This window comes from uncultured Campylobacter sp. (assembly GCF_938045465.1).
GTDB lineage: Bacteria > Campylobacterota > Campylobacteria > Campylobacterales > Campylobacteraceae > Campylobacter_B.
Window position 1 is genome coordinate 1 of the sequence record NZ_CALIBF010000091.1, and the last position, 5,404, is coordinate 5,404.

5 protein-coding genes are annotated in these 5,404 nt (G+C 45.1%); all 5 read right to left on the reverse strand.

The genetic code is table 11. The annotated features are described in order from the left end of the window. Positions 1 to 263: Wzz/FepE/Etk N-terminal domain-containing protein (locus Q0413_RS04360; protein ID WP_298987696.1), on the reverse strand; the 263-nt coding region annotated here is incomplete at its 3' end. Between the two features lie 21 nt (positions 264 to 284). After that, positions 285 to 1,595, reverse strand: a complete 1,311-nt coding sequence (locus Q0413_RS04365; RefSeq protein ID WP_298987698.1) for a sugar transferase — start codon at positions 1,593 to 1,595, stop codon at positions 285 to 287. Between the two features lies 1 nt (position 1,596). Continuing rightward, positions 1,597 to 2,961, reverse strand: coding sequence for a mannose-1-phosphate guanylyltransferase/mannose-6-phosphate isomerase (locus tag Q0413_RS04370; protein ID WP_298987699.1), 1,365 nt, complete (start codon positions 2,959 to 2,961; stop codon positions 1,597 to 1,599). Then, positions 2,954 to 4,078: a glycosyltransferase family 4 protein gene (locus Q0413_RS04375; protein ID WP_298987700.1), complete on the reverse strand. Its 1,125-nt coding sequence runs from the start codon at positions 4,076 to 4,078 to the stop codon at positions 2,954 to 2,956. Before Q0413_RS04375 ends, Q0413_RS04370 begins: the two co-directional genes overlap by 8 nt. Beyond that, a complete protein-coding gene (locus tag Q0413_RS04380; protein WP_298987701.1) occupies positions 4,075 to 5,364 on the reverse strand; it encodes a glycosyltransferase in 1,290 nt (429 codons plus the stop codon). The genes Q0413_RS04375 and Q0413_RS04380 overlap by 4 nt, the downstream gene beginning before the upstream one ends. Positions 5,365 to 5,404: the final 40 nt, after the last annotated feature.

Genomic DNA, 5,404 nt, shown 5'->3' on the forward strand with positions numbered 1-5,404 from the left:
AGTCCATCAATATATTTTACTCTAAGCTCATGCATCCGAACGGATCTTTCGGTTATATACTGTGGCATACCAGTTTCATTATTATAATAGGCGGTTTCTACCGCCGCCGTTGCTTTATACCACGGAGTAGCAAATAGAATGTACAAAAGCCCAATCGCAATAAATCCACAAGTTACTATACAAATTTGCTTTTTATATTTCCATATCTTTTTTGCCAAATCTAGCAAATCGATCTCATCATCTTTACAATAATTCTGTTGCATATTTCTTCTCCAAATTAAAATTTAAATTGCGCCCTCGCGAACAAGGACCACCTTAAAGGTTTTTATGATTATCACGATATCGTTCCAGATCGACCAGTTTTTCATATACCACGCATCCATGCCCGCCCTGGTCGCAAAATCCACATCGCTGCGCCCGCTCACCTGCCAAAGCCCCGTGATACCGGGCTTGACGGCGAGTATGAGATCAGCGTATTCGCCCATATCTTTGCGCTCGTATTGCGCGCACGGGCGAGGGCCTACGATGCTCATTTCGCCCTTTAGGACGTTGATCAGCTGCGGAAGCTCATCGAGCGAGCTTTTGCGCAAAAAATCGCCCAGCTTCGTGATGCGCGGATCGTGCTCGTATTTGTGATACTTTTCAAAATACTCCACCTCTTGCGGATTTTGCTTTAGATACTGAGCTAAAATTTCATCCCCATTCTCTCTCATCGAGCGGAATTTCAGGCATCCAAACGGCTTGCCGCCAAATCCCATTCTTTGATGCGAAAAAAATATACTCCCTGCGGGCTCTTTTAGCTTCATCATCAGCGCGATTATGCCAAAAATCGGCACCAGCAGAGGAAGCGCTAAGAAAATTAGCGCCAAATCAAGTCCGCGTTTAAGAGCTAAATTTAAAGGGCTTTTCAAAGAATTTCGTATCGCAAAGAGGCTGGTGCGCGAGGCAAAAACGCTGTAAATATCCGTCTGCGTAAAGTCGTATGAGCGCAGTACGGGGGTGAATAAAATTTCTTTGTTCTTTCTGATATTATGCTCGATAAGCTCGTTCAAGGCTTTCGCCCCAAGCCTGCTTCCGCCGATAAACAACACGTCGTAATCGTTGCCTAGCGCTCTTACATACCCAAGATATGTGCTTCCTAAAACAGCACTTTCAAACTCCTCGCCCTCGCCTAAAATTTTCGCCCTCTTCTGCCATAATCCAAATTTAAAAAGCTTCCTTTTCGTTATGAGCTTACAAAGGGGCAAAACCACCGCCATAAAGGCAAAACTCAAAATAAAACTGGCGCGCGAAAATTCGTAATTGACTTTGATTAAAGCAAGTAACGCTAGGCTGAGCAAAAGCCCCAAGAAGCAGCTTTTTACTAAAATTCTACTCTCATGCCAAAAATCATATCGCCTCGAATAGATCCCTTGATAAAAAAATAGAAATATCATTATGACATAGGACGGCGCGAAGCCCTGATACCTGCCGATGTCTAGCAGCAAGCTATCGCCGTAGAGCAAATTTTTAAGCACCACAGCAAGCCCAAAGCAAAGCCAGATGCCAAAAATATCGACCGCCAAGATTATCAAAACGCAGAGTTGCCTTTTCATCCTAACTCCTATTAAAATCATCTTGCAGGCGCACGATATCATCCTCGCCGGTGTAGCTGCCGACTTGAGCCTCGATTAGCACGACGGGGATTTTGCCCTCGTTTGCGAGGCGATGAACCTCGCCCATCCTAATGAACGTCGATTCATTCTCGCGCAGCAAGAAATTCCGCTCGCCCACGGTCACAGTCGCAGTGTCGCTAACGACGATCCAGTGCTCGTTGCGATGGTAGTGCTTCTGAAGCGATAGCCGCTTGCCGGGTTTAATGACGATGCGCTTGATCTTGTAACCGCGCTCATCTTCGAATACCGTGTAACTGCTCCACGGGCGGTGCGTCGTTACATGCACGCGCGCTAGATCGCTATCCTTTAGCCGCTCCACCACCTGCTTTACCTTTTGGGTAGAGCCTTTTTTGCATACGAGCAGGGCGTCCTTGGTATCGACGATAGCGAGATCCTCGACGTCTATGGTGGCTATCGTGCGGTCCGAGCCGATGATAAGATTGTTTTTAGAATTTAGAGTAATATTTTGCTCGCTTGCAGTGTTGCCGTTCGCGTCTTTAGGTAGTTCGGCGTCAAGGCTATCGAAGCTTCCCAGATCGCTCCAGCCGATGTCTGCGGGCACGACCTTAGCAAGACTCGTGCGCTCCATAACTGCGTAATCAATGCTATCTGCGGGGATCTCTTGCATATCGCCTAGTTTAATTCTAATCGGATTTTCCGCGTTAGAATTTTCTTGTGCACGAACGCAGGCTTCGTAAATTTCGAGGCTGTGCGCCTTTAACTCACTTAAAAATACGCCCGCTTTAAACATAAACATGCCGCTGTTCCAGTAAAAATTCCCCGCCGCTATGTAGCTTTGCGCTGCCGCAAGCTCAGGCTTTTCGTGGAATTTCAACACGTCCTCGCCGCTTGCTTCGATATAGCCGTAGCCCGTATTTGCTTCCGCGGGCTTGATGCCGAACGTCACCAAAAACCCCTGTTTCGCAAGCTCGCGTGCACGCAAGACGCTGTTTTTATACGCCGCCTCATCTCTAATTAGATGATCGCTCGGCGTTACAAAAACAATCTCCTCGGCCTTTAAGCTCAAACACGCAAGCGCGATCGCAGGAGCCGTATTTCTGCCGACAGGCTCGAGTAGAAATTTTGCGCCGCGCGCGCCTAAAACCTCAAGCTGATCGAGCGCCAAAAAATACTGCTGCTCGTTTGAGACGACGAGCGTACGCTCGCATAGCGGGGAGTTTCGCTCGTAGCTCATCATAAAAAGCGAGCGATCGTCAAAGAGGCGCACAAACTGCTTTGGCATAAGCGTGCGGCTGATGGGCCACAGCCTCGTGCCGCTGCCGCCGCTTAGGATTATATTAGTCATTTAGGCCGTCCTTAAATTCCTCATATTTTTTCTCGACGTAGCTTTTGATCTCGGCCTCAAAGCGCGCGCGCGAAAATTTTAAAGAATTTTCTCTAATTTTTACAGGCTCAAATTTATCATAATTTTGCTCAAATTTTGCTACGGCGGCGAGCAGCTCCTTTGTGTTTTGCTCCATAAAATACAGCCCGCTCTCGCCATCAAGCACCGTCTCGCGAGCGCCGCCGCGACCAAAGCAGATCACCGGCGTGCCGCATGCCTGCGCCTCCACCGGCGTAATGCCGAAGTCCTCCTCTGCGGCAAAAACAAATGCCTTAGCCCGCCCCATAAGATCCGCCATCGTTTCATCATCTGCGAAGCCCAAAAGTTCGACATTTTTGCCCGCTTTTGATTTTATTTTTGCCATATCGGGACCATCGCCGATAACGAGCAGCTTTTTATCCGTCTGCGAAAATGCCTCGACGATGAGATCGATCTTTTTATACGGCACCATGCGCGAGGCAGTGAGGTAAAATTCCTCTTTGGTTTCGCGCAGCGTAAATTTATCCACATTGACGGGCGGATAGATGACGTCGCTGGGCTTGCCGTATGTTTTTTTGATACGGCGCGCGATGTAGCGGCTGTTTGCGACATAGTGATCCACGCGATTTGCGGTGCTCGCGTCCCAAAGCCTAATTTTATGCAAAAAATACTTCGCCAACATGCCCTTTAAACCGCGATCTAGCCCGCTTTCGCGCAAGTACTGATGATACAGATCCCATGCGTAGCGGATCGGCGTGTGCACATAGGCAATGTGAAGTTGATTTGAGTGCGTCAGCACCCCCTTTGCGACGGCATGCGAGCTAGACAGCACGACGTCGTAGCCGCTTAGATCAAACTGCTCGATCGCGAGCGGAAATAGCGGCAGGTAGTTGCGGTATTTGTCCTTCGCAAAGGGTAGCTTCTGAATAAAGCTCGTATGGGCACGCTTGCCTTTTAAAATTTTATCTCGGTCGGTACCCTTCAAAAAGTCGATGAGGCTGTAAATTTCAAAATCATCCCAGATATCGGTAAAACTCTCGACGCATTTCTCCGCGCCCGCATAGGTGCTAAACCAGTCGTGGATAAGGGCTTTTTTCATTGCGGCTCCCTAGTTGATCTATTTTCAAATATCTGCTCGTAAATTTTTTCCACTTTACGAATCATAGCGCCGATATTAAATTTATCTTTAAAATTTAGCAATGCTTCGCCTCGCATTTTACCGTATATTTTCTCATCGTTTAATAAAATTTCTATATCCCGACACGCCTGCTGTGCGTCCTCAAACAAAAATCCGCTTTTGTCGTTTTCTACGACTTCGTTATTTCCCACGACGTTTGTCGCTACTATCGGGATGCCGAGTGACTGCGCCTCTATGAGCGCATAAGGCAGCCCCTCCCACCTGGATGTAGACAGGTAGATGTCCGTAGCGGATAGATACGCGGGCACTTCGTCGGTAAAGCCCGTAAAGATTATATTTACGCCGTCTTTTTGCGCCATAGATTCAAATTTTGCCCTATCGTCGCCGTCTCCGAGCCACAAAAAAACGATCTTTGAGTTATCTTTAAAATTTTGAGCTATCTCGTACGCCAAAGACATATTTTTTGCATAATCAAATCTCGAAATAGTCGTAACTACCCTTTTTCCCGATAGATTAAATTTTATCTTGGCATGATCATCTTTTAAAAGAGCTTTTATGCCGTTATATACGACTTCGCACTTACTTTTTTTAAATAGTCTAAGCTTTAAACAAAGGCTATTTTCGCTATTTGAAACATTTATAAATTTATCGGTAAATAGCGTTAAAAACCGCTCCAAAAAAATATATGCGCTCTTTTTCAAAAAGCCGTATTCTCCAATATGAACGCCGTGTAAAGTATGGACTATCTTTAGCCTTGGATTTAAAATTTTAAGCATCCGCGAATAGATGCCCGCACCTTTGCCATGAGAATGAACTATCTCTATATCGTTATCTTTTATAAATTTATTTATTTTATCATCATCATAAACCACTTCTTTAAGGTACAATCCTGCTGCATCAGCTTTAGGTCCTGCGAATTGGCGTTCTTTTTTTTCTAATATTTCTTTAATGTAATCAGCTTCATATTTACCGGTAGCCACATTTTGTATAGTTCCGATAATTATTCTAACCATATTATATAAGAATCCATTCCCAGTAATTTCAAAGTTTACAATATTAGGATTAATCAGATCTTTCTCCATAGTTAAACTATATATCGTTCTAACCTTATCCTCAACGCTAGAATTTTTCGAACAAAATGATGAAAAATCATGTTCTCCAATAAAATATTTCAACGCTTCTTGAGCTTTTTCGAAATTAAAATCAAAACTATGTTTACCTACATAATTTAACAAGAATGGATCCACTTCTCTTCCGATATACAGCTTATAATAGTATGTTTTTTGT